The organism is Chitinophaga pendula (genome assembly GCF_020386615.1).
In the GTDB taxonomy this organism is placed as follows: domain Bacteria; phylum Bacteroidota; class Bacteroidia; order Chitinophagales; family Chitinophagaceae; genus Chitinophaga; species Chitinophaga pendula.
The window spans coordinates 4,687,609-4,711,154 of the sequence record NZ_CP077769.1 but is presented as its reverse complement, the minus strand read 5'-3'; the positions used below and the strand labels follow the sequence as shown (position 1 = coordinate 4,711,154).

General features: G+C 48.9%; 20 protein-coding genes. 12 read left to right on the top strand and 8 right to left on the bottom strand.

Annotated elements, in window-relative coordinates; translation table 11 throughout:
- The first annotated feature begins 111 nt into the window (after positions 1–111).
- The 3 genes from KTO58_RS16880 to KTO58_RS16870 all read left to right on the top strand — a co-directional run bounded on the left by KTO58_RS16880 (position 112) and on the right by KTO58_RS16870 (position 2,516).
- Positions 112–894 (top strand): MbnP family protein, encoded by a 783-nt coding sequence (locus KTO58_RS16880; protein ID WP_157752894.1) that lies wholly within the window; start codon positions 112–114, stop codon positions 892–894.
- Positions 894–1,985, top strand: a complete 1,092-nt coding sequence (locus KTO58_RS16875; RefSeq protein ID WP_095838247.1) for a cytochrome-c peroxidase — start codon at positions 894–896, stop codon at positions 1,983–1,985. The genes KTO58_RS16880 and KTO58_RS16875 overlap by 1 nt, the downstream gene beginning before the upstream one ends.
- 90 nt (positions 1,986–2,075) lie before the next feature.
- Entirely contained in the window at positions 2,076–2,516 is a 441-nt protein-coding gene (locus KTO58_RS16870) for a septal ring lytic transglycosylase RlpA family protein (RefSeq protein WP_225859800.1), read from the top strand.
- A 61-nt stretch (positions 2,517–2,577) separates the two neighbouring features.
- On the opposite strand, the gene KTO58_RS16865 is transcribed toward KTO58_RS16870, so the two are convergent.
- The 4 genes from KTO58_RS16865 to KTO58_RS16850 form a co-directional block, all read right to left on the bottom strand.
- On the bottom strand, positions 2,578–3,147 hold the full coding sequence (locus KTO58_RS16865) for a DNA-3-methyladenine glycosylase I (protein ID WP_095838249.1): 570 nt from the start codon (positions 3,145–3,147) through the stop codon (positions 2,578–2,580).
- A gap of 78 nt (positions 3,148–3,225) precedes the next feature.
- A complete protein-coding gene (locus tag KTO58_RS16860) occupies positions 3,226–5,433 on the bottom strand; it encodes a DUF4954 family protein (RefSeq protein ID WP_095838250.1) in 2,208 nt (735 codons plus the stop codon).
- Between the two features lie 180 nt (positions 5,434–5,613).
- On the bottom strand, positions 5,614–7,449 hold the full coding sequence (gene glmS / locus KTO58_RS16855; protein ID WP_225859799.1) for a glutamine--fructose-6-phosphate transaminase (isomerizing): 1,836 nt from the start codon (positions 7,447–7,449) through the stop codon (positions 5,614–5,616).
- Positions 7,450–7,967: 518 nt separating this feature from the next.
- Entirely contained in the window at positions 7,968–10,325 is a 2,358-nt protein-coding gene (locus KTO58_RS16850; RefSeq protein ID WP_198315212.1) for a prolyl oligopeptidase family serine peptidase, read from the bottom strand.
- A 129-nt stretch (positions 10,326–10,454) separates the two neighbouring features.
- Between KTO58_RS16850 and KTO58_RS16845 the strand changes: the two genes are divergently transcribed.
- Entirely contained in the window at positions 10,455–10,904 is a 450-nt protein-coding gene (locus KTO58_RS16845; RefSeq protein WP_157752895.1) for a SixA phosphatase family protein, read from the top strand.
- 79 nt (positions 10,905–10,983) lie between these two features.
- Here KTO58_RS16845 and mgtE read toward each other — a convergent pair whose 3' ends face one another.
- Positions 10,984–12,360 (bottom strand): magnesium transporter, encoded by a 1,377-nt coding sequence (gene mgtE, locus KTO58_RS16840; RefSeq protein WP_225859798.1) that lies wholly within the window; start codon positions 12,358–12,360, stop codon positions 10,984–10,986.
- Between the two features lie 59 nt (positions 12,361–12,419).
- Positions 12,420–13,289 carry a bestrophin family protein gene (locus KTO58_RS16835; protein WP_095838253.1) on the bottom strand — a complete coding sequence of 290 codons (870 nt, stop codon included), beginning with the start codon at positions 13,287–13,289 and terminating at the stop codon, positions 12,420–12,422.
- Between the two features lie 137 nt (positions 13,290–13,426).
- On the opposite strand from KTO58_RS16835, the gene KTO58_RS16830 reads away from it, so the two are divergent.
- The 6 genes from KTO58_RS16830 to hutG all read left to right on the top strand — a co-directional run bounded on the left by KTO58_RS16830 (position 13,427) and on the right by hutG (position 20,007).
- Positions 13,427–13,816 (top strand): SET domain-containing protein, encoded by a 390-nt coding sequence (locus KTO58_RS16830; RefSeq protein ID WP_095838254.1) that lies wholly within the window; start codon positions 13,427–13,429, stop codon positions 13,814–13,816.
- A 154-nt stretch (positions 13,817–13,970) separates the two neighbouring features.
- Positions 13,971–14,495: a MarR family winged helix-turn-helix transcriptional regulator gene (locus tag KTO58_RS16825; RefSeq protein WP_095838255.1), complete on the top strand. Its 525-nt coding sequence runs from the start codon at positions 13,971–13,973 to the stop codon at positions 14,493–14,495.
- A complete protein-coding gene (gene hutH, locus KTO58_RS16820; RefSeq protein ID WP_095838256.1) occupies positions 14,492–16,060 on the top strand; it encodes a histidine ammonia-lyase in 1,569 nt (522 codons plus the stop codon). Before KTO58_RS16825 ends, hutH begins: the two co-directional genes overlap by 4 nt.
- Complete coding sequence (hutU, locus tag KTO58_RS16815) at positions 16,038–17,708, top strand: urocanate hydratase (protein WP_095838257.1); 1,671 nt, start codon at positions 16,038–16,040, stop codon at positions 17,706–17,708. Before hutH ends, hutU begins: the two co-directional genes overlap by 23 nt.
- Before the next feature lie 58 nt (positions 17,709–17,766).
- Positions 17,767–18,993, top strand: a complete 1,227-nt coding sequence (gene hutI, locus KTO58_RS16810) for an imidazolonepropionase (RefSeq protein ID WP_095838258.1) — start codon at positions 17,767–17,769, stop codon at positions 18,991–18,993.
- Between the two features lie 12 nt (positions 18,994–19,005).
- Positions 19,006–20,007, top strand: coding sequence for a formimidoylglutamase (gene hutG / locus KTO58_RS16805; protein WP_095838259.1), 1,002 nt, complete (start codon positions 19,006–19,008; stop codon positions 20,005–20,007).
- Between the two features lie 223 nt (positions 20,008–20,230).
- On the opposite strand, the gene purU is transcribed toward hutG, so the two are convergent.
- A complete protein-coding gene (gene purU, locus KTO58_RS16800; RefSeq protein ID WP_095838260.1) occupies positions 20,231–21,100 on the bottom strand; it encodes a formyltetrahydrofolate deformylase in 870 nt (289 codons plus the stop codon).
- 107 nt (positions 21,101–21,207) lie between these two features.
- On the opposite strand from purU, the gene KTO58_RS16795 reads away from it, so the two are divergent.
- Both KTO58_RS16795 and KTO58_RS16790 read left to right on the top strand, forming a co-directional pair.
- Positions 21,208–21,705 (top strand): metallophosphoesterase family protein, encoded by a 498-nt coding sequence (locus KTO58_RS16795; protein WP_255408045.1) that lies wholly within the window; start codon positions 21,208–21,210, stop codon positions 21,703–21,705.
- Between the two features lie 84 nt (positions 21,706–21,789).
- A complete protein-coding gene (locus KTO58_RS16790; protein ID WP_095838261.1) occupies positions 21,790–22,839 on the top strand; it encodes a DUF4421 domain-containing protein in 1,050 nt (349 codons plus the stop codon).
- A gap of 13 nt (positions 22,840–22,852) precedes the next feature.
- Here KTO58_RS16790 and KTO58_RS16785 read toward each other — a convergent pair whose 3' ends face one another.
- On the bottom strand, positions 22,853–23,485 hold the full coding sequence (locus tag KTO58_RS16785) for an HD domain-containing protein (RefSeq protein WP_095838262.1): 633 nt from the start codon (positions 23,483–23,485) through the stop codon (positions 22,853–22,855).
- Positions 23,486–23,546: the final 61 nt, after the last annotated feature.

Sequence of the window (23,546 nt, the reverse complement as noted above, 5' to 3'; positions counted from 1 at the left end):
ATTAAAATCCTGTTAATTCAGTAACAAATTGAGAGGGCGTACGTTTCGTGACGAATATATATCCTGAAAGGATAAAAAACGTCGTATCTTAAACACTCAAAGCCATTCCCAATGTTGTACCGTTCTGTATGCATACCCCGTATTATTTTTTTGCCGGCGATGTTACTGGTGATTTTTGCTGCGTGTAGCAAGCAGAAAAAGACGACTATTATTACGGAGCAGAATGCAACGCTGCAGCTTAATATCAGCCATGTTGTAGGCGCACGGCCATTATCACTTTCGGGTGTTAGTTATCAGAATGAGGTAGGAGAGGCCTATACGATCAGTGCGTTTAAATATTATATAGGTAATGTTACCCTATATTACCCGGATGAAAAAAGTGTTACGGTGGCTGATACTTATTTTTTGGTGAGTGAGGATAGTGCTGCGTCTAAGAAGATCATCATCAACGGATTACCTGCAGGTAATTTTTCCCGTTTATCTTTTCGTATTGGTGTAGACAGTGCCCGTAATAACAGCGGGGCTCAGAGCGGCGCCTTGGATCCTGTGTATGGTATGTTCTGGACCTGGAACAGTGGGTATATTATGGCGAAGGTGGAAGGTAATTCGCCGGTGTCTATGCAGCCCGATCATCAGTTACAGTTTCATATCGGTGGATATGTAGGTGCACAGAACGTTGTGCGTACGGTGATGCTGGACGTGCCGGGATTGGTATTACGGAGTAATGAGGCGAATGGGGTATCCCTGGTGGCGGATGTGTCGAAATGGTTTTCGGGGCCTGATCCTGTCAGTTTCAAGACATTGTCCAGCTGGATGACGCCAGGGCCGGTATCGGTAATGATGGCGGATAAGTATAAACGCATGTTTTCTGTTGTTAAAGTTGGTAATCAGTAATGCGGACCCGGTTTATATATGGATGTATTTTTCTGGCCGGTCTGATCTGGGCTTTATCGCCTGCCTGCCGTAAAGGAGATGCGAGTATCCGTTCGGGGCAGGATGCGCCGGAGCCATATGAATTGATATTGCCGACCGGATGGCCTGTGCCGGTTTATGATTTCTCTCAGAATTCGCTTACCAAGCAGGGGATTGCTTTAGGCCGTTATTTGTTTTATGATCAACGTTTGTCTAAGGATAGTACTGTTTCCTGTGGTTTTTGTCATCAGCAGTTTGCTGCATTTGGTCATTTCGATCATTCTTTGAGTCATGGTATTGAAGGGCGTATTGGTACCCGTACGGTGCCTACTTTATTCAATCTGATCTGGAAACGATCCTTTATGTGGGACGGGGGGGTGAATAACCTGGAGATACAGCCATTGACGCCGATCACAGACCCCAACGAAATGGGACAGGACCTAGGTACTTTGGTTAGGAATTTACAATCTGATGCCGGCTACCGGCTGCGATTCAAGGCGGCATTCGGTACAGAGGAGGTGACCAGCCAGCGGATATTCCGGGCCCTAACGCAGTTTATGGCGACGATGGTATCTTTTAATTCGAAGTACGATAGTGTGATGCGGCAGGCGCCGGGGGTGCAGTTTACGTTGGAGGAGCAGCATGGCTATGAGATATTTCAGCAGAAGTGCGCAGCTTGTCATAAGGAGCCATTATTCAGTGACTTCTCCTATCGCAATAATGGGCTGTCCAAGATCCCGGCGCTGAATGATATCGGGCGTATGAAAATCACCAATAATGCGTCGGATTATATGAAATTTGGCGTACCTTCATTGAGGAATGTGCTGAAAAGTTCGCCATATATGCACGATGGCAGATTTTTCGATATTTACCTGGTGTTCGACCATTACGATCGGGGCATTGTAGAGAATGCTTCACAGGACCCGGCTTTACGGACTACCCTGGATCCACTGTTAAAGAATGGACTTCCATTAAACGTTGCTGAGAAAAGAGCGCTTTATTTCTTCCTGAACACCTTGACAGATCCCGGACTCATCAATAATCCATCCCTGAGTGAAATACTCATTAGATAGCGCTAATGCATAAGATTTTCATTTTATAAAACATATACATATCCTATAATTAAATCTAATATTAGCATGGTTTTTGCGCACTCCACGGCTATGAAATTTTTAAAAAGACTGGTGAAATGGAGCAGTGTGGGTTTTTTGCACGTCATGTTACTGATACCGGCTTCGGGTCGGGAAAATGGCGACAAAAAGGGAAAACCTGGGCATGGTACTGCCAGTTACTATGCAGATAAATTCAATGGCCGTAAAACAGCTAATGGGGAGACTTTCAGTAATCAAGAGATGACGGCAGCGCATAATAGCCTTCCCCTGGGTACTTATGTGAAGGTGACCAATACCCGTAACGGGCGTTGGGTGGTAGTCCGGATCACGGACCGTCTTCATGAGCAGAATACTCGTATTATCGATCTTACTAAAAAGGCTGCCGGTAAACTAGGGTTTATTGCCAGGGGACTTACCCGTGTAAAAGTGGAGGTAGTGACCCGTAGTTTTGTTAACAGCCTGATCGATCCGCTGCTACTTGCACAACGTTAAAAATGGGCTGGTAAAGTATTAAAGGCAAATGCCACACTATTATGGTGTGGCATTTGTTTTTTTATTTCTTTTTGCTGGTCCTCTTCCAGCATTCGGGCATGTGATCGTCGACCATACCGGTGGCTTGCATGAAGGCGTAACAGATGGTCGAGCCTACAAATTTGAACCCTCTTTTCAGCAGGTCTTTACTCATTGCATCGGAGACCGGCGTTTTGGCGGGAACTCCTGCTATGGATCTGTAGTTGTTGATAACTGGCTGATGGTCTACGAAGGACCAGATATACTTATCAAATGAGCCGAATTCTTTCTGTACGGCAAGAAAAGCTTTTGCATTACCAATGGTAGCTGCTACTTTCAGGCGGTTGCGGATGATACCCGGGTTTTCCAGCAGTTCGGCTATTTTTTTATCGTCGTATTTTGCGATCTTTTTCGCGTCCCAGTTATCGAATGCTTTACGATAATTCTCTCTTTTGGTAAGTACTGTATACCAGCTCAGACCTGCCTGTGCTCCTTCGAGATTGATCATTTCGAAAAGGTGGGTATCATCGTGTTGTGGTACTCCCCATTCCTGATCGTGATAATCTATATAGAGCTGGTCTTTGGTGCACCAGCTACAACGTTTCTTTTCCATATGCTGTATTTTCTATTTTTATAGGCGGCTCCTTTGCAAAGCAACGGATTTTCCTGGATCATGCAGCAATTGGATCTATCAAAGTTCCCATTTACGAGAGAGTTCTTTTACTTTTTTCTTGTATGCTTTTAGATCGGCGATGGTTTGCTGGATAAAGCTGTTGTCGGCCAGTTTACCTACGACTGCTTCCATTTCTGCTTCATTTTCGTATACCATTTTGCGGAAGGGATTTGTATAGTCTTTTTCCCGGGAATGATAGATTCCTTCTGTCAGTAGCCCCAGGGTGTATACGGATTGTTGTAGCCATTGTTTGAGAAGGTCTGTGTTAAAATCCTTTGGTGCGATGCCTTGTATGTAGAGCATGGAGGCGATGGCATGTTGTAGTTTGTCCAGCGGATATTGCTCCCCTACCTGTGTATAGGTTTCATGTAGCTGGTGCCAGCTGTTGATCTTTCCTTTTCTGATCCGTTGTTTGATATCGTCTACTACTTCTGTTTTCATCAGCTGCCCACCGATATTCTGCCAAGTGCTTCTACGAGCCGTTTTAACGATGTTTTGCAGGGCTGTGAATGACTCCAGGTTGGGAGCATATTCTACTATATTGCGGATACCGTATAGTACTACCAGCTGTTTGAGTAGGGTATAGGACCGGTGTACTTTGAGGAGTTGTACTTTCCTGTTGCTGTTTTCGATATTATCGGCATATACGGCCAGTTTGGCTACTTCTTCCGGATGTTGATGCAACAGGGTGATTCCTTTTTGCCGGAAGTCTTTTTCGGTAGCCTTGGTAGTTGTTTTAGTCTGTTGTTTATACCAGGCTTTCCCTACTGCGGTCTCAATAAGCGGGAGTGCCTGCAGGAGTTCTTCTATGGCATCGGGAGCGAGGTAATCGTATTCTATATGTTGAATTCTTTCGGTACGTTTATCACGGTCTACGTATTTCCAGGAGTTGCGGGCCAGTGCGTACATATTATACATGAACCAGTATCCCGGCATGATCTTCAGGGTATTATCATGTTCATCATTCATTACGAGGCTGAATGGGAACGGGATATCCAGTTCGTGCATGTATGTCCCTTTGGAGATGAGGGTAAATGACGCGAAGCGGGAGTTGTGTTTCAGGCTAACGCATAGTCCGGGCCAGAATCCACGGCCTGCGATTATTTCACCATCGGCACCTCTTGAGTTGTGGTTGGAGCCTACGGTAGCACCTGCGGCCATGTTACTTTGCCCCATAATCACTGCGGCGCAGAGGAACGAGTTGTTATGGTGTTGTTCATGTGCCGGGAAGATAAGAGAGTTAAGTACTTCGCAGCAGGAGATAGTGGCGTTGTTGCCAAGGTAGGAGTTGATAAGGCGGGCGCCGTATTTAAGCTGGGAGTGGGATGCCATAACGAAACGAACCGCTTTAACGCCATAGAATACGCGGCAGCCATATCCGATGATACCATTTACCATTTCACAGCCTTCTCCTATCTGAGAGGCGGCACCGGGAGCGCTGTTGATGGTCAGGTTTTTCAGCTTGTTAGCGCCTTTCAGGTAGGCATCGGAGCCGATGGTCACATCTTTTATGATCTTACAATTCTTGATAACGGTACGATCGCCGACCATACCATAGTAACCTCTTTTTTTATCGAATTGTTTTTCTGTGAACGATTTGAATTGCTGCATGAGTTGCTGGTCGTCGCGGTTACGCGTCCAGAGCCAGGCATCTCCGGGCAGCATGCCATCGAAGGGCATGACGTTGCGGCCACCGTTTTCATTACACAGTTCGAGCCAAATGCGTACGTTCTCTGGTTCTCCTTCTTTTACTATACCGTTACCGAATTTGGCGTAGTCGGTGATGGCCATTTCATTGACATTGGTGATCATCACTTCATTGCCGATGATATAATGGGAAAGGAAGTTGGCGTTGTGTACAACGACATTATCTCCAAAATCGCAGGCGCAGATGGTGCTGTTATATAGTCCTACCGGGAGGCGGAGGTTATGAAATTCGAGGTAGTAAGGTTCCAGTTTTCCGATCCGGACCATGCCGAAGAAGTGGCAGTGTTGTACGAGTTGCGGATTGAATTCTTCGGCTACGAATATGTTATTCCAATCATCAGAGGTATTATCGTTCCTTACAAGTGTTTCAAGTTCTTGGGCGGTGAGTTTACGATATACATTTTGCCGGCCCCACTGTTGGTTGCGCAGGTGGTATTCATCTTTTCCTTTGGGAAGGTACGGGCCTTCGATGAAATTGTACCCCAGCTGGGTGAGCGGTTTCTTAACTATCTTATTCATGCAGCAATGTTTGGATTAAGCAGCGGTACGGGGAGTATAGGTAGGTAATTTTCACGAAATGGAAAAACGTAAAATGTAAAAGCAGGGAGCTGTCAACGCAGGACGTTGCAGCATCTGCTTTTACATTTACAATTATTGTCTGGTGTTTCCTTCTTGTTTATTCAATAGCTACGACTGTGATTATTCAACGGTCACAGATTTCGCCAGGTTTCTCGGTTTATCTACATCGAAGCCTTTAAGTACGCCGATATGATATGCCAGCAGTTGTAATGGAATTACGGAGATGATAGGGGCTACCAGTTCATCTGCTTCGGGTACTTCTATTACGTCGTCAGCCATACCTGGGATCACCTGATCGCCTTGGGTGACCACTGCGATGACTTTACCTTTACGTGCTTTGATCTCTTGTATATTAGATACTACTTTTTCGTAGTAGCTGTCTTTGGTGGCAACGAATACTACCGGCAGGTTTTCGTCTACCAGTGCGATAGGGCCATGTTTCATTTCTGCTGCGGGGTATCCTTCGGCATGGATGTAGGAGATCTCTTTTAATTTGAGGGCTCCTTCGAGTGCTACCGGGAAGTTGTAGCCACGGCCGAGGAACAGGAAGTCGCGGGCATCTTTGTATTTATCACCGATCTGGCGGATTTTTTCGTTTAGTTCGAGTGCGGCAGCTACTTTTTCGGGTACATGTTCGAGTTCATCGAGCAGGTGCTGGAATCGCTGTTGGGTGATGGTACCTTTTTCGATAGCGATTTTGAGTGCTATGAGGGCGAGTACGGTCAGCTGTGCTGTGAAGGCTTTGGTACTGGCTACGCCGATCTCGGGGCCGGCATGGGTGTAAGCACCGGCATGAGAAGCCCTGGCGATGGAAGAGCCTACGACATTACAAACACCCAGGATGATAGCGCCTTTTTCTTTGGCGCTTTCTATGGCCACGAGTGTATCTGCTGTTTCGCCGGATTGGGATACGGCGATGATCACATCTCCTTTACCAATAACGGGGTTACGATAGCGGAACTCTGAGGCATATTCTACCTCAACGGGTATACGACAGAGTTCTTCTATCATATATTCTGCTACTAGGCCGGCGTGCCAGGAGGTACCGCAGGCAACGATCACGATACGGTTTGCATTTTTCAGGAGGTCAGCATGATCGCGGATACCACCCATGGTCAGGGTGCCCAATTTGGCATCGAGACGGCCACGGAGGCTATCGAAGATAGTTTGTGGTTGTTCGAATATTTCTTTGATCATAAAGTGGTCGTGTCCACCTTTTTCTATAGCTGCGAGTTCTATATCCAGTTTTTGGATATAGGGGGTTTGAATTTCGTTGGAGATATTTTTGAGGATGAGTTCATCTCCTCTTATAATGGCGATCTCGTAGTCATTTACGTATACTACTTCTTTGGTATATTCTACGATTGGAGAGGCATCGGAAGCGAGGAAATGTTCGCCGCGGCCTACGCCTATTACCAGGGGGCTACCTTTGCGGGCTGCGATGAGGGTATTAGGGTCTTTGGAATCGATGATCACGATTACATATGCACCTACGACGCGTTTCAGGGCGATACGTACGGCTTCTTCAGTGGAGCAATTGTTGCTTTCCTGTATTTCTTCTATGAAGTGTACGAGTACTTCGGTATCGGTATCACTTTTGAAAACATGGCCTTTATTGAGCAGTTCCTGCTTGAGTTGCGCATAGTTTTCGATGATGCCATTGTGGATCATGGCTAACCTGCCATTACCGGATTGGTGGGGGTGGGAGTTACGATCGCTCGGTTCGCCGTGGGTGGCCCATCTGGTGTGGCCGATAGCGATATTACTCTGCACATTTTTGCCGGTCAGGTGTTCTTCCAGTTCGGCTACCTTTCCTTTCTTTTTATATACCTGCAGGCCGTTATTGATCAGGGCGATCCCGGCGCTGTCGTATCCTCTATATTCCAGTCTTTTTAATCCTTTCAGTACGATGGGATAAGCTTCCCGTTGTCCTATGTATGCAACTATTCCGCACATATGATTTTATGAATTTAAGTCAATTAGGTCTTACATTTTGGTAATAAAGTATCGCAATATGCTAATAAAATATGACATATACGTTGTCGGGTTGGTAACCATCCGGGTATGGGCATATGTTCTGGTTGGTAGGGCCAACGGCGTTGGCGTAGGTATTGATTTGATTCATCAACATTTTGACATGGTTTTAGAATAAACTTGTTATGGTGTTTTCCGCGATGCAGCAGCCTTTGAGGGGCTATTATCCGATAAACTTATAACTGATATGGTTTTGTGTACTGACCGGCCTTTTGCTGGGATCAGACAGGCGGCATTTTGCAAATAATGTGCCTGACTGGTTTGTCACAAGTGGAGTAGCCGGAAAATGAATGCAAGTATATTGTTTTTCAGCTAAATACGCAAAGGAGGTAATAAAAGATTAATATAAGTGTGCAAGCGACACGGTGTGAATCGGGGAAGACCCTTACTTCCCGGTTTGCAAAAATGTGGAAAGTAAGGGCCGGGTATATGTGTGATAATTACTTTTTAATCAGGGTATTGTCGAAGAGTTTGAGGATACGTTTGTATTCATCTGTCCAGGAGGAAGGGGTGATGAATCCGTGGTCTTCGACGGGGTATACGGCCAGTTCCCAGTTGTCTTTTCCCAGTTCTATGAGGCGCTGGGTGAGCCGTACGATATCCTGGAAATGGACGTTGGTATCCACCATGCCGTGGCACATGAGGAGATGTCCTTTGAGGCCGGCGGCGTGATAGATGGGAGAGGACCTGCGATAGGCGATGCTATCGGTGAATGGTTCGTTCAGGATATTGCTGGTATATCCATGGTTGTAGTGTGCCCAGTCTGTGACGGAACGGAGGGCGGCTCCTGCGGCGAATGCATCCGGTTGCGTAAACATGGCCATGAGGGTGATAAAGCCGCCATAGCTACCGCCGTATATACCGATACGTTTGGGATCAACTCCCATTTGTGTGGTGAGATAGCTGGCGCCATCCAGTTGATCGGTCAGGTCTTTGTCTCCCATATAGCGGTAAATGCCGGTACGCCAATTACGGCCATAGCCGGCACTGGCACGGTAGTCTATATCGAGTACGGTATATCCTTTGTCGGCGAGGAGATTGTGGAACATATATTCCCGGAAGTACTGGCTCCACCATTTGTGTGCATTTTGCAGGTAGCCGGCGCCGTGAACGAAGATGACGGCAGCGCCATTTTTGGTAGCTGCATTGGGGCGATAGAGGCGGGCATATACCTGCTCGCCATCTCTGGCCGAAAAGGTGATGACTTCTGCTTTACGCCATGGGTAGGCATTGAATTCATCGGAGCGGCCTTTGCTGGTGAGTTGTATGGGGGAAGCGCCCGCTTTCAGCGGTTGCAGGAATAGTTCCCAGGGCTGGTTGGAGGAGGAGTAGCGATAGGCTACCCACTGTTCGTCCGGGGATATAGTTACTTCATGTGCGCCTTCCTGGGTGGTGATCTTTTCTCTTTTACCACCGGTTGCAGGCAGCCGGTAGAGCTGTTTTTCGCCCGGATGTACTTCGTTGGTGACGATGTAAAAGAATTTCTTATCGTGTGTAAGATAGACGTCCTGCACTTCAAAACGTCCTGCTGTAAGTGCTTTAGCTGTAGATTCATTGATATGGCGGCTATATAGGTGGCTGTAGCCGGTGGCTTCGGACTGGTACCAGCAAGTTTGATCATTTAGCCAGCCGATAGCGCCATCTCCCTGGGTCCAGCCGATACCCGGGCCGCTTATCCAGGCGTCGTCATGTTGGTGGTCGATGAGGCTGAGGGTGCCGGTTGCCGGTAGCAGGAGCATAATCCAGCGATCTTTGTTATCCAATGAGCGCACATCTACCAGGGCCTGCGTACCTGGTTCGTTCCAGTAGGGGCCGTTGACGATCACGGGGCGAGGTGCGGGCCTGGCGGTATCTTTTTTATAATCCTGTAAAAATGCAGGTGGTGTAGTGATCCCGGGCAAGTTATTGGTATGGATCGGTAGTACGGTATCTTTTTCCCGATCGAAGACAAAGCTCTCGTAGGTGCCGCTGGGCGTACCAACATTGGTGCGGGCCTGAATGTCTGTAGTATATCCACTTTCGTTTACGAATTCCGGCACGATGGTATTACGACGTTCTCCTGCTGATTTAAACAGGCGATATGTAACAAAGCGGCCATCGGGGCTGATATCTACATTGCTTACGGTTTTATCATCGGTATAAATATTCCGGAGGGATTTCTCTTTATGTAATTTATTGAAGGCAGTGGCAGCGTCCTTTTGTTCTTTTTTTTCTTTCAATACATCCATGATTTCCAGTTCGCGGTCTTTGAGCCATTGTTCCTGGATATTGAGTTTGGGTGTAGCGGGGGCTTTACCCTTTGTAAAGGCGGTGAGCTGGGAAGTGCTACCTGTTGCGATATCCCAGGCGTAGAGGTCTTGTCCCTGGCGGTAAATGATCTGCTGGTCGTGGAAGCTGAAAGCCGGTGCGCTTTCTGTGGTAGTTGTCTGTGTAATACGGACTATTTTGCCACCGGGTATTGTCTGAGTATATATGTCTCCGTTATAGGCGAATACGATGCGGTTACGGGCAGTATTATAGACGGCGAAGGTGATGGCTTTTTGCCAGCCGGTGGAAGGCGCCGGTACTTTGCGGGGTGTTTTGTCTTTGATATTGATGGCATAAAGGGAATCTGCCAGTGCCTGTTCTGGGTTCCAGTTAAAGTAGATTGTTTTGCTGTCAGTGCTCCAGGTGGCGCCGGAGGGGGATGTGCCTATCCATTTCGGGTCGCGCATGATCTTTTCCACGGACAGTTGTTGACTATAGCTATTGAAGGTCAGGAATAGAACAGGAGCGGCTATTGCCCACTTTTTCATCATGATGCGGGATTTTGTTGTATGTTGCTGTTATTTATTATTGGCTAAAATACGATGCGTTACTTTGTTATTATATTTCTTTTGATATACGGTTGTCAGCCTGCGCCCAGCGGGCGGGAAACGGTGCCGCTCGTGGAAGATACGACATTCCTGACGGGGACGGTGTTCCTGGTGCGGCATGCGGAGAAGTATCCCGGCAGGGACTCTACATTGACGCCGGAGGGGTTATTGCGGGCGGGCCGGCTGTATCGGTTGCTGAAGGATTCCGGTATACAGAAGATATATACTACTCCTTACCGGCGGGCGGTGCAAACGGCAGATTCGTTACGGTTGCGGTTGCACCTGGATACTGCTTATTACCGGGCTGATACAACCGGGGAGTCGCTGATATATGAGATATCCAGGAGGGATGACTGGGGGAAGCGGCTATTGGTGGTAGGACATAGTAATACCTTACTTCCTATCCTATACGCTTTGCGGGCGAGGGTGCAGATCGATTCGATCGGTGATCAGGAATTTGGTTATCTCTTTATTGTTCAGAGGGGACGGAAATCGACGAAGGTGCAGGTTAGTCATTATTAGGCAGGGTATGTAATCCCGGAAGGGAGTTGATATATGCCTGGAAGCTGGTTGCTTCCGGGCATTATTTTTTGTGAACCGGTCAGAGCAAAATGCCTTGCATGAGGGTATAGGCGACGGAGAAGTAGATCAACAGGCCGGTTACGTCTACGAGTGTAGCGACAAAGGGGGCGGAGGAGGTAGCTGGGTCAGCTCCCAGTTTTTTAAGCAGGAGGGGGAGCATAGAGCCGGATAGGGTTCCCCACAATACTACACCGATAAGGGAGATACCTACGGTCGATCCGATGAGGACGGTATGTTCGCCATAGGTGTGAAAGAGGCGGTTCCAGATGACGATACGCATGAAGCCGATGAGGCCCAGTACGCTGCCAAGCATAATACCTGACAGCAGTTCACGGCGCATGACGCGCCACCAGTCGCTGATGGAGATCTCGCCTAATGCCATGGCCTGGATGATGAGGGTAGAGGCCTGGGAGCCGCTATTACCACCGCTGGAGATAATAAGCGGTACGAAGAGGGCGAGTACTACGGCTTTGGCTATTTCGTCTTCGAAAAAACCCATGGCGGTGGCGGTGAGCATTTCGCCGATGAATAGTACGATCAGCCAGCCTATACGTTTTTTAACCAGTTTGAGCAGTGGCATGTCGAGATAGGGTTCGTCGAGTGCTTCGGTACCCCCTATCTTTTGGATGTCTTCGGTATGTTCTTCGTTAGCGATCCACAACATATCATCGATGGTCACGATACCCAGCAGGAGGCCGTTATCGTCGACTACGGGAAGGGCGACACGGTTTTCCATCCGGAATATCTGTATGGCTTCTTCCTGGTCGTCGTTGACATGGAGGGATACGAAGCGGTCGTCCATGAGGGTATGAACGACGGTATCCTGGGCTACGAGGAGGAATTCTCTGATACGGAAGTCGTCGAGCAGGGTCCCTTTTTCATCGACGACGTATATCACGTCGATGGTTTCGCTGTCTTTGCCATGTTCGCGGATATGTTCGAGTACATGTTTTACGGTCCAGTCTTCCTGTACGGCGATATATTCCGGCGTCATGATACGGCCGACGCTGGTTTCCCGGTATCCGAGGAGGGATAGGGTGATCTTTCTTTCTTCGGGATCGAGTAGTTTGATGAGTTCTTTTACGGCTTCGTTGGGTAGTTCGCCGAGGAATGCGGCGCGGTCATCTGCGGGCAGTTCATTGAGCAGTTCGGCTACTTTGGTGGCTGGCAGTTCGCGGATGACATCTTCCTGGGCATGGAAGTCGAGGATACGGAAGGCTGCGGCTGCGCGACCTATGGAGAGATGATTGATAATGATACCGGCTTGTTCGGGTAGTTCGTGCAGGAGTTCTGTAATGTCCGTGATGAGTTGATCATCCAGGTACACCCGTAACTCTGCGTAGCTATGCTCTGCGACAAGCGCTTCGAACCGTTCCAGTAAAACTTCATTTTCCATAATCCGGTAGTCTCTCAGTGAGCGAAAATAAGATAAAAAGGTTGTGGGTTGTGCGCGGCTTATAATATTTCGCCTACATGTTTACGGATATTGATGCATATCGTATCTGTGGGTAGGTCGTTGGCATCGCTGCCGAAAGGATCTTCAATTTCTTCGGCGATCAGTTCGAGACTTGCCAGTACGAAGAATATGAACACTATCATGGGGATAATGAGGTATCCGACGCTGAATACGTATCCTAATGGGAGTGTCATGATGTAGAAGAAGATGAATTTTTTAAGAAAGACGCTGTAGGAGAAAGGGATGGGGGTATTGCGGATCCTTTCGCAGGCGCCGCAGATATCGGTGAAGGACTGCAATTCGGCATTGATGGTAATGAGCTGGTCGCCACTGATCTGGCCCTGGCGATAGAGTTCCTGTATCTTTTTCATCATCTGGCCAGCTATCTGGTTAGGGACGTGCCGGCTGCTATCCGGGAGGTATTGATCTGTATTTTCCAGTTCTTCGGGGATAAAGGTTGTGCGGAGGTGATTTTTAAGGCTGAAGGCGTAGTTGGGGATCATAAAACGGAAGAAGATCCTGTCGGTTGTGTTGGTAGCAGGCAGGATAGCGTCCAGTTTGAGGGAGAGGTTACGGCTATTGTTTACGAGTGCGCCCCATTGTTTGCGTCCTTCCCACCAGCGATCGTAGGCGGTGTTGGTCCTGAATACCAGGAGTAGGGAGATGACGAAGCCCAGGAGGCCATGCATCAGGGAAATATTCTTGAGATCGCTGTTTTGCGACAGTTTAAAGACTTCGAGTTCCAATATAGCGATGAGTGCGGAGTAAGCAGCCAATGCGATGAACATGGGAAAGAGCTTCCGGACGGTATCTGCTTTATGCAGGCGGAATATAAAGGTGAACCAGTCTTTTGGGTTGTAGTTGATCATAAGTAAAGTAAGGCTGTTTACGACCGGCTACCGGCCGGTGTTTGTATCCAGCCGCAAACCTAAAAATTTTCAACATGATTTTGATAACTTCCTGCTTTACCTTTATTTTACGGCTTCTTATTTCAGTTTAAAGATTTATGATAAAACCATACTTATACATTGACAAGACGAAAGGGAAGGGAAGAGGTGTTTTCACCAAAGAAAGAATCCCTGCCGGAACACGTATTGAGATATCTCCGGTAATCGTACTGTCTTATGACGACACAGAGATCGTGGACAAAACGAAGCTGCACAATTACATTTTCCTGTGGGGTGTACGTGAGACCCGTTCCTGTGTTGCGTTGGGTTACTGTTCCATTTACAACCATGCTTATGATCCTAATTGTGAGTATGAGATGGACTTTGATGCGGATACGATGAGTATTATTACCCGCCGGGACATTAGCAAGGGAGAAGAACTTAGTATCAATTACAACGGGGATGTGGATAACAAGAACCCGGTTTGGTTTGATGTAAGAAAGAAATAAGCAGGATTGCGCATAATAAGGAATTGAAAAATTCCTTATTATTGTATTCAAATATGTAAGTGCTTATATATTTTGTATAAAGGCGTCTATGTGGCACTTTTTACCTGCTTAAATATATAAGTGCTTATACAATTAATATTAAAATTCCAGGTGTATGTCTTTTTATCCATCCTTGGGTTATCTGGTTTTCGGCAGTCGTTTGCGGCGTTTGAGTGAGTATTTCCTTATGGAGGTGAATAAGGTGTATGAGCAGGCGGGTATTGCGTTTGATGCCAGTTGGTTCCCGGTATTCTATTTATTATCGAAAGCGCAGCCGATGCCCTTGGTGGACATAGCGGATCAGCTGGAGGTATCTCATTCGGCGGTGAGTCAGCTGGTGGCTAATTTAAAGCGGAAGGGGCTGGTAAAGACGGGGCCTTGTCCGGATGATGGGCGTCGGCAGCTTGTATTGCTGACCCGTAAGGGGGAGGAGTTGTTGCGGGAGGTGCAGCCTGTGTGGGAGGCGATCAATGTGGCTATGGAGTCGCTGGCGGCGGCTGGAAAACAAAGTAAGCAAATTTTAGAAGGCGTTGCGCAGCTGGAGCGTGCGGTACAGCAACAAGCGTTGTCTGCCCGTATTCTGGAGCAATTGCCTGGTATAGCATCCGATCATTTTCACTCATCACCATCACAATCATGAATCGCAATTTCAGGTATGGTATTGATCAGCTGACGGTAGGAAAGGCGATAGATCTCGCCGCAGGTAAACTGCAAGGCATATTGGCCCCGGAAGTGGCTGATAAGGTCAATACCAGTCATCGTTATGTTCAGACCATTGTATCGCAGCACCGTACGGTGTATGGCATTAATACCGGTTTTGGTCCATTGTGCGACACCAAAATATCGGAGGAGGACACGCGTGCGTTGCAGTATAACATTCTTCAGAGCCATAGTGTCGGGGTGGGGCAGTCTATTCCGCAGGAGATCGCCAAGCTGATGCTGATCACGAAGGTGCATGCGTTGGCGCAGGGGTATTCCGGTGTGGCGTTGTCGACGCTGGAACGTATTATCTGGCATATTGATAACGACATGATCCCGTTGGTACCGGAGAAGGGATCTGTAGGGGCTTCCGGTGACCTGGCGCCACTATCGCATTTGTTTCTGCCCCTGATAGGGTTGGGACAGGTATGGTATGCGGGTAAGGTAGTGCCGGCTGCTGCTGCATTACAATCTGCAGGTTTGGATACGGTGGTATTAGGGCCTAAGGAAGGGTTGGCATTGATCAACGGTACGCAGTTTATCCTGGCGTTCGCGACCAAGGCTGTGTCCCGTTTGCATAATGCGTTGGAGGCGGCGGACCTGGTAGGTGCGTTGTCGTTAGAGGGGCTGATGGGCACCTCCAAACCCTTTGATCCCCGTTTGCATGCTATACGTCCATTTCCCGGCAACCAGCTGGTGGCGCACCGTTTAAAGACGTTGCTGGATGGATCGGGTATTATGGCGGCACATGTGGATTGCGGCCGCGTACAGGATCCTTATTCTTTGCGTTGTATGCCGCAGGTGCATGGCGCTTCGCGTACGGCCTGGCAGCACCTGATGGAGCTGACGACTATAGAGCTCAATGCGGTGACGGATAATCCTATCATCTTTGGCGCGGAGGATACTATCAGTGGTGGTAATTTCCATGGGCAGCCGATGGCATTACCCTTGGATTATGCTACGATAGCGGCGGCGGAACTGGGTAATATTTCTGACCGCCGTTGTTATATGATGCTGGAGGGACGTTATGGTCTGCCTAAGTTACTGATAGCGGATGCGGGGTTGAACTCCGGGTTTATGATACCGCAGTATACTACGGCGGCGCTGGTGACGGAGAATAAGACGCTTTGTTTTCCTGCCAGTGCGGACAGTGTACCTACTTCACTGGGTCAGGAGGATCACGTATCTATGGGTTCTATCAGCGGGCGTAAGTTGCACCAGGTGATAGATAACCTGGAGTATATACTGGCCATTGAGTTACTGTATGCTGCGCAGGCGGTGGATTTCCGTCGTCCGTTGCAGTCTGGCGCCGTATTGGAGGCCTGTCACACTTTTGCCCGTCAGCATGTAAGTTTTGCTGATAAGGACCGGGTGTTTGCCAATGATATTCATGCATTGCACCGCATTATTGCGGACGGTTCTTTTGTACATACGGCTAATGAAGCTGCTACACAACATCATTTATCATTAAACGGAATATATCATGACCAGTTCGGACTTTATTAAGCAATATGCTGCGCATCCTCATTATAAGGCGCCCCGCGGTGCACAATTGCATGCCCGCAGCTGGCAGACGGAAGCGCCATTACGTATGCTGCTCAACAACCTAGATGCGGAGGTAGCGGAAAATCCTGATGAGTTGGTAGTGTATGGGGGGATCGGACAGGCAGCCCGTAACCGGGAGGCATTGGGTAAGATCATTGAGCAATTGCTGACATTGGATGAAGATCATTCTTTGCTGGTGCAGTCGGGTAAGCCGGTAGGGGTGGTACGTACGCATCCGCAGGCTCCCCGTGTGTTGCTGGCTAACAGTAACCTGGTACCTAAGTGGGCTACCTGGGAACATTTCAACGAATTACGGAGTAAGGGATTGATGATGTATGGGCAGATGACGGCTGGGAGCTGGATATACATAGGTACGCAAGGTATTTTGCAAGGTACTTATGAGACCTTTGTAGAATGTGGGCGTCAGCATTTCAATGGTGACCTGAAGGGTAAGTTGCTGGTGACGGCGGGTATCGGCGGTATGGGCGGTGCTCAGCCGCTGGCTGCTACGATGGCCGGCGCTACTTTCCTTGGTGCGGATGTAGATCCGGCGAGGATACAGAAAAGGCTGGACACGAAATATATTGACCGGATGACGCATTCTTACGAGGAAGCGATACAGTGGGTGATGGAAGCGAAAGAGAAAGGGGAGGCGATTTCCATTGGTTTGGTGAGTGATGCCGGTGATCTGCTGGAGCGACTGTTACGTGACAATATCATTCCTGATATCCTGACGGATCAGACATCTGCGCATGATCCTATCAACGGTTATATTCCTCACGGTATGACGCTGGCGGAAGCTACTGCTTTGCGCGGGCGTGATGCGGCAGCATATAAGGCGGCATCGTTGAAGAGTATGGCGCGTCATGTGAAATATATGCTGGCATTGCAGGAGCATGGGGCTATTACTTTTGATTACGGTAATAACCTCCGTGAGTTTGCCAAAGAGGGCGGGGAGCGTAATGCCTTTAACTTCCCCGGGTTTACGCCAGCCTATATCCGGCCATTGTTCTGTGAAGGTAAGGGACCGTTCCGTTGGGTAGCATTATCCGGTGATCCTGAGGATATTTATACTACAGACCGTGCGTTGATGGAAGCTTTTCCGGAGAATACGGCCCTGATCAACTGGTTGCAGAAGGCGCAGGATCGGGTAGCCTTCCAGGGATTACCTGCCCGTATCTGCTGGCTGGGCTTAGGTGAAAGGGAAAAAGCCGGTCTGATATTTAACGAGTTGGTGAGAACGGGTAAGGTGAAGGCACCTATTGTGATCGGGCGTGACCATTTGGACTGTGGTTCTGTGGCATCGCCTAACCGGGAGACGGAAGCGATGAAGGACGGTTCTGATGCGGTATCTGACTGGACGTTATTAAACCTGATGTCTAATACTGCCGGTGGGGCGACGTGGGTGTCTTTCCATCACGGTGGTGGTGTTGGTATGGGTTATTCACAGCATGCCGGTATGGTGGTGCTGGCGGACGGTACGGACCGGGCAGCGGCGTGTTTGCGCCGGGTATTGTTCAATGACCCTGCTATGGGTATTTTCCGTCATGCAGATGCCGGTTATGAGAAAGCGGAGGAATGGGGAGACCGTTTTGGTATCCGTATTTAAGTAATCATTTTGACGACAGCAGACCTAGGTCTGCTGTCTTGTTTTATAAATACCAGCTATGTTACTAACAGGACCATTTTCACAGTTATTACCATTGGAGGGGATGCCGTTGAAGGGAGCTATTCCGGATGAGCAGTTGACGGTGATCGGACAGGCCGGCATTGTTACTTCGGGGGAGTTGATCGTGGCAGTAGGTGATTTCCAGCAGCTGCGTACAGATTATCCGGATGCGGAGGTGCATTTCCTGGATAAGCCGGCGGTATTGCTTCCGGGGTTTATTGATTGTCATACGCACATTTGTTTTGACGGTAGTCGCAGCCGGGATTACGCTATGCGTATTGCTGGCAAGAGTTACCTGGAGATCGCGCGTAGTGGTGGCGGGATATGGGATAGTGTGACCAAGACACGTACGGCTGATGTGCATACGTTGGCGGGTAATACGGTGGCGAGGGCTAACCGGCATTTGCAGGAGGGGGTGACGACGATAGAGGTCAAGAGTGGGTATGGGCTGAACCTGGAGGGGGAGATCAATATGCTACGGGCTATACGTAAGGCGGCGGCGCATACGCCTGCGACGCTGATACCTACCTGCCTGGCAGCGCATATGAAAGCGAAGGATTTTGACGGTAGTGAGCAGGCTTACCTGGACTGGGTGATAGGGGAATTGTTGCCCTTGATACAGCAGGAACAGCTTACGCACCGGGTAGATATATTTATTGAGGAGACGGCCTTTTCGCCGGCGTTGGCGCAGGACTTTCTGTTACGTGCGCGGCAGATGGGGTTTGTATCGACGGTGCATGCGGATCAGTTTAGTGCCGGTGGCTCGGCTGTGGCGGTGGCTGCGGGTGCGTTGTCTGCTGATCATTTGGAAGCCAGCGGGCCGCAGGAGATCGCTTTACTGGGTAATGCGGATATTGCGGCGGTGGTATTGCCCGGCGCATCGCTGGGCTTGGGGATGGCCTATGCGCCTGCGCGTAAGCTGCTGGATGCTGGTGCGAGTGTGGTGATTGCCAGCGACTGGAACCCCGGTTCGGCGCCTATGGGAGACCTGTTGATGCAGGCTGCGGTGATGAGTGCGGCGGAGAAATTGTCTACAGCGGAGGTATTGGCAGCGCTGACCTACCGGGCCGCACCTGCTTTGCAGCTGAGGGACCGGGGAGTGCTGGCAGCCGGTTATGTAGCGGATATGCAGGCATATCCTTGTGCTGATCACCGGGATATTCTTTACTACCAGGGTAAGCTAAAGCCACATATGGTGTGGAAAAACGGTCAACCTGTCAAATAATTAGCGCTACTTATGTTTACAGCAGACTTTTACAAACCGACGACAACGGATGTGTGGGCGGGCAGGGTGGATGGACCTGAGGAGGATGTGCAGCGATGGCATCAGCGGATACAGCTGGTAGATCTTACGATGGCTCCTTTGCCCAAGCTGGCGGATACACAACGGGGGATTGTATTACTGGGATTTGCCTGTGATGAAGGGGTACGGCGGAATAAGGGCCGTGTGGGAGCGGTACAAGGGCCGGTTGCTTTACGGAAGGCTTGTGCGGGTTTTCCGGTGCATTTTACTGCCGGTACTTTATTACTGGATGCCGGTGATATTATCTGTAAGGAGCAGGACCTGGAGACAGCGCAGGCTATGTTGGGCAAAGCGGTGGAAAGTATATTAGCGGCGGGTTATCGTCCTCTTTTGTTGGGTGGTGGGCATGAAATTACGTATGGCCATGTGCGAGGTATACAGGATCACCTGGCGCGTGTGGAAAGTGGAAACGAGCTGGGATTAGTAAATGTGGATGCTCATTTCGACCTGCGTCAGCCAGGTACGGAGGGGGTGAGTTCCGGTACTGGTTTCTGGCAACTGGCGACGGAGGCGAAGGGTGGGCAACAGGCTTTTCATTATCTCGCGATGGGGATACAGCAGCATAGTAATACCCGCCGGTTGTTTGACACGGCTGCGGCCTTCGGGGTAACGGTATTGCCAGCCGATCTTTTTCATTACCAGGAGTACGGGGTCTTATCGGAAGCGCTGAACCGGTTTCTGTCAGCGGTTGCTTATGCATATCTTACCATTGACCTGGATGCTTTTGCTGCGGCCAGTGTACCGGGGGTAAGTGCGACTGCCTTTAATGGGATTGCGCCCGGCGGTGTTTTCCTGCGTTTGTACCGGGAGCTGTTGCAAAGCGGTAAGGTCATTTCCATTGATATAGCGGAGTTGAACCCCGGCTTGGATGTGGATAACCGTACGGCTAAACTGGGTGCATCGCTGTTGTACGATGCAGTAATGTATTGGGGATAATTCTTTATGCGCCTATGTTCAAAGAGTACTTCGACGACAATGGCCAGTGGCAGGTGGGCACCTTTAAAAAGCGTAAGAATGCGGAGATGGACGGGTGATACGGGGAAGGTATTCGTTAAATTTATTAAGAAGGAGACTACATAGTGAAGGGAGTCTTTTCGTGTTATTTATGGCTTGCGTTCGATGTTTTCATTGGACGCAAGCCATTTTCTTTTACAGGTGATCAGAATACGATTGTTTTGTTGCCATGAATGATGACGCGATCATCGATATGAGCTTTTACTGCTCTGGTAAGTACTTGTCTTTCGATATCTCTCCCTAAGAGTACGAGGTCTTCCACTCCTTGTTTATGAGTAACGCGGGCGACGTCCTGTTCGATGATGGGACCTTCGTCTAGTTCGTCGGTGACATAGTGTGCGGTGGCGCCTATCAGTTTTACGCCTCTGTCGTAGGCATGCTGATAGGGTCTGGCGCCTGCGAATGCGGGGAGGAAGGAGTGGTGTATGTTGATGATGCGTTCGGGGAAAGTGCGGACGAAGTTGGGGGAGAGTATCTGCATGTACCTGGCGAGGACGATAAAGTCTGTCTGGCAGGACTGGAGGAGGCGGATAGCGGCATCTTCCTGTGCTGGTTTGTTGGCGGGATCGACGGGCAGGTGGCAGAAGGGGATGCCGAAATCTTCGGTGATCTTTTGGAGGTCGTTGTGATTGGAGATGACGAGGGGGATGTCTACCGGTAGTTCGCCATTGCGCCAGCGCCAGAGCAGTTCGACGAGGCAGTGGTCGTAGCGGGATACCATGATGGCCATTCTTTTTCGGTAGAGGGAGTAGTTGATATGCCATTCCATTTGGAGCGGGGTTGCTACTTGTTGCTGGAACTGTTGTTCGAGTTGTTGCGGGGTGATATCTGCTGCGCTGAGGCTGCATTCCATACGCATAAAAAAGAGCCCTTCTTTAGGATCTGTGCTGTGCTGGCTGGCATCGAGTATATTGGCACCAAGTTCGAACAGGAAGCGGGATACGCCTGCAACGATACCAGGTTTATCGGGGCAGCAGATCAGCAGCCGGGCGGTTGTATCTATGGGTGTCTGCATGTCATTTCATTAAGGGCAATTAAATTAATATAAAAGCGATTTGTTTTTTTCTAATAATTTGCGGGCCGTTAAACACTGCTATTGAGGCTGATCACTGCTAAAACTGAATGCTATTGAAAAAAATAGGGTTGTTATCGGATACGCATAGTTATCTGCATCCGCAGATATTCCAATATTTTGATAAGGTGGATGAGATCTGGCATGGAGGGGATATAGGTACGGTGGCGTTGGCGGAGGAGTTGGAGCGATTCAAACCTTTTCGTGCGGTGTATGGTAATATAGACGGTGCGGATATCCGTGCGCGCTATCCTTTGCATCTTCATTTTGAGTTGGAGGGGGTAGGGGTCTATATGACACATATCGGAGGTTATCCGGGGAAATATGCCCCCGGTGTAAAGGAGCAATTGCTGGAGCACCGGCCGAAACTGTTTATCTGCGGTCATTCTCATATTCTCAAGGTGGTACCTGATCCGGCATTGCATTTGTTACATATGAACCCCGGCGCCTGCGGACAGCAAGGATGGCATAAAGTAAAGACGCTGTTAAGATTTGAACTACAGGATGGTAATATCCAGCAACTGGAAGTAATAGAACTCCCTAAATAATGAGGCGCTACAGACCTTTGCCAGTTTATTTGCTTCGCAGATGAACAGTGAACACTATTATTGTACAACCGAGATCAATTGTCTATGATGAAGAGATGCGCAGTATTATTGTTAACCCTTGTATGTATTTCCGGCGGTGTGCATGCACAGCGGGAGTCGTTTGTGAAACGTGTGCAGCAGTGGTTGCAGACGGAGAATGACAGTAATTATATCGAGGATCATACGGAGGATCTTACGATCCGGTTATTCGGGTCCAGGAAATACACTTATTATGATATTGTGCACCGTCGCCGGAAGGATGAGATCCTGTACCGGCCTAACAGTAATTTCAATGTGGGAGTAGGGGTAAACTATAAATTTATCGGGGTGAACCTGGGATTTAACCTACCTTTTATCAACCGGGACCGGGATAAGTACGGGAATACGAAATACCTGGATCTGCAGTCGCATTTGTACCTGCGGAAGCTGGTAATTGATTTTTACGGGCAATATTATAAAGGGTATTATGTTGCTAATCCCAAGGGTACGCTTGCCGATTATGTGCCGTCGGACGGGTTTCCGCAGCGGCCGGACCTTTATAATCTGAACCTGGGGCTTACGGCGCAGTATATCTTCAACCATAAGCGATTCTCTTACCGGGCGGCTTATCTGCAGAATGAGTATCAGAAGAAGAGTGCCGGTTCTTTCTTATTGGGAGGGGATATTTTTGGTATTCGTATTAAAGGGGATAGTTCGTTTATTCCGTATAACCTGAGTAAGCCTGATTTTCTGAAGGGGGTTCATTATGACCGGACGGGAATTTTCAGTCTGGCTGCCAACCTGGGATATGCTTATACATTTGTGTATAAGCAGCATTTTTTTGTTACGCTGTCATTGTCGGGCGGTTTAGGCGGTAATTATACCACTTTACGATTTGACGACGGTAGTAAGAAGGGCGGTGTTGGTTTGCAGGTGAACCGTACTATACGCGCTTCTATCGGGTATAATTCCAGTAAATACTTTGCCGGTATTCACTATGTGGATATTGTAACGAATAGTGAGATGCCTATACCGTTGGGTATGCAAGCTTTTGGCACTGGGAATTTCCGTGTCAGTCTGGTACGGCGTTTTGCTTTAAAGAAGCCTTTGTTTTAGCTGATTTTTATTGTTACAAGGAGGACAATTCGGTTTGTATGTTAATACGAGCCTGGGATTCGTGTGTCTGCCGGAAGGTGGGTGTTTTATAGATGGTGGGATGATCGAGCAGGTGTTGTAGTATCTTTTTTCTGCCTTTGCTATATGTTTCATCGGGGTAGGCGGCGTATTCGTGGCGTATTTGCGAGGTATAGTGGCGGTAGGTATCGGGATGTTCGCCGAGGATACTGAGATCGATATCGAGGAAGAGATCGAGATCCGGGTTGTTGGTGTCGTTGATATGTGATTTGGTGGCGTTGATGAAGGCGGCGGTTTTCTGCATGAGGGTTTCGGGGTAGCGGATGCAGTGGAGGAAGCGGATGGCGGCGGCGGCGCTCAGGGCTTCGTTGTCGGTGCGTTGTATATCGTAGATGAGGTCATGGAAGAAGACGGCGAAGGTGAGGGTGTCGGGGTCAGCGATGAGGTGTTGGTATTGTTGTGTGAGTTGGAGGAGGCGGGAGATATGTGACAGGGTGTGGTATTGGCGATGGGGTTCGCTGTAGTGGCGGATGATATCCTGGAAGGTGGTGTTGGAGAAGTGCTGATCGGCGGTGTATCGAGCGGTTAGTTGTTGCCAGCAGGGTTGTAAGTTGGAATGGTTGTTCATGTAAGATAATGGGTATGGTAGCATTAAAAAACCGGGCAGGGAGGCCTGCCCGGTTGTGTTA

Bases quoted from the DNA above. Each gene is read 5' to 3' on its own strand.
- KTO58_RS16850 (WP_198315212.1), bottom strand. From the start codon at position 10,325: ATGATGAAAAAGTGGGCAATAGCCGCTCCTGTTCTATTCCTGACCTTC.
- purU (WP_095838260.1), bottom strand. From the start codon at position 21,100: ATGCAGACACCCATAGATACAACCGCCCGGCTGCTGATCTGCTGCCCC.
- KTO58_RS16865 (WP_095838249.1), bottom strand. From the start codon at position 3,147: ATGGAAAAGAAACGTTGTAGCTGGTGCACCAAAGACCAGCTCTATATA.
- hutU (WP_095838257.1), top strand. From the start codon at position 16,038: ATGACCAGTTCGGACTTTATTAAGCAATATGCTGCGCATCCTCATTAT.
- KTO58_RS16860 (WP_095838250.1), bottom strand. From the start codon at position 5,433: ATGAATAAGATAGTTAAGAAACCGCTCACCCAGCTGGGGTACAATTTC.
- KTO58_RS16835 (WP_095838253.1), bottom strand. From the start codon at position 13,289: ATGATCAACTACAACCCAAAAGACTGGTTCACCTTTATATTCCGCCTG.
- mgtE (WP_225859798.1), bottom strand. From the start codon at position 12,360: ATGGAAAATGAAGTTTTACTGGAACGGTTCGAAGCGCTTGTCGCAGAG.
- hutI (WP_095838258.1), top strand. From the start codon at position 17,767: ATGTTACTAACAGGACCATTTTCACAGTTATTACCATTGGAGGGGATG.
- KTO58_RS16795 (WP_255408045.1), top strand. From the start codon at position 21,208: ATGCTATTGAAAAAAATAGGGTTGTTATCGGATACGCATAGTTATCTG.
- hutG (WP_095838259.1), top strand. From the start codon at position 19,006: ATGTTTACAGCAGACTTTTACAAACCGACGACAACGGATGTGTGGGCG.
- KTO58_RS16785 (WP_095838262.1), bottom strand. From the start codon at position 23,485: ATGAACAACCATTCCAACTTACAACCCTGCTGGCAACAACTAACCGCT.
- hutH (WP_095838256.1), top strand. From the start codon at position 14,492: ATGAATCGCAATTTCAGGTATGGTATTGATCAGCTGACGGTAGGAAAG.
- KTO58_RS16870 (WP_225859800.1), top strand. From the start codon at position 2,076: ATGAAATTTTTAAAAAGACTGGTGAAATGGAGCAGTGTGGGTTTTTTG.
- glmS (WP_225859799.1), bottom strand. From the start codon at position 7,449: ATGTGCGGAATAGTTGCATACATAGGACAACGGGAAGCTTATCCCATC.
- KTO58_RS16790 (WP_095838261.1), top strand. From the start codon at position 21,790: ATGATGAAGAGATGCGCAGTATTATTGTTAACCCTTGTATGTATTTCC.
- KTO58_RS16880 (WP_157752894.1), top strand. From the start codon at position 112: ATGTTGTACCGTTCTGTATGCATACCCCGTATTATTTTTTTGCCGGCG.
- KTO58_RS16830 (WP_095838254.1), top strand. From the start codon at position 13,427: ATGATAAAACCATACTTATACATTGACAAGACGAAAGGGAAGGGAAGA.
- KTO58_RS16825 (WP_095838255.1), top strand. From the start codon at position 13,971: ATGTCTTTTTATCCATCCTTGGGTTATCTGGTTTTCGGCAGTCGTTTG.
- KTO58_RS16875 (WP_095838247.1), top strand. From the start codon at position 894: ATGCGGACCCGGTTTATATATGGATGTATTTTTCTGGCCGGTCTGATC.